1 protein-coding gene is annotated in these 578 nt (G+C 40.1%); it reads left to right on the top strand.

The features are described 5' to 3' along the window. Positions 1–578: AMP-binding protein (locus tag G9C87_RS20715; protein ID WP_172284700.1), on the top strand; the 578-nt coding region annotated here is incomplete at both ends.

Genomic DNA, 578 nt, shown 5'->3' on the forward strand with positions numbered 1-578 from the left:
GCATTTTTCAGTTTATTAAATGTTGAGAGACTTCAGGGATTGAAAGGTTTAATAACCGCAGGAGAATCAGCTATTATGGGGAAGACTAAGGAATATTTGAAGTATGGTACTTTTTACAATGCTTACGGTCCTACAGAGACGAGTATCTGTGCTACTGTACATAAACTTGAAAAGGGAAGTGATTTAGCTTCTTCTACAATACCTATCGGTCAACCTATTGCCAATACACAGATTTATATTTTAGATGAGAATAAACATTTGGTTCCTGCAGGAGTAAGCGGGGAGATGTATATCTCTGGAGCTGGATTAGCTCAGGGTTATTTAAATAATCCAGAGCTTACCGCAGAGAAGTTTGTAGACAATCCATTTATTCCGGGTACGAAGATGTACCGCACAGGAGATTTAGGAAAATGGCTAGCTGATGGTACAATAGAGTATCTAGGAAGAATTGACCATCAGGTGAAGATCCGTGGTCACAGAATAGAACTGGGAGAGATCGACAGCCAGGTTTTATCCTACAGCGATGCTATAAAGCACGCAGTTACCGATGTTAAGGATCACGAAGGTGACAAGAGTTT

It is taken from the genome of Chryseobacterium sp. LAM-KRS1, from assembly GCF_013184525.1.
GTDB lineage: Bacteria > Bacteroidota > Bacteroidia > Flavobacteriales > Weeksellaceae > Chryseobacterium > Chryseobacterium proteolyticum.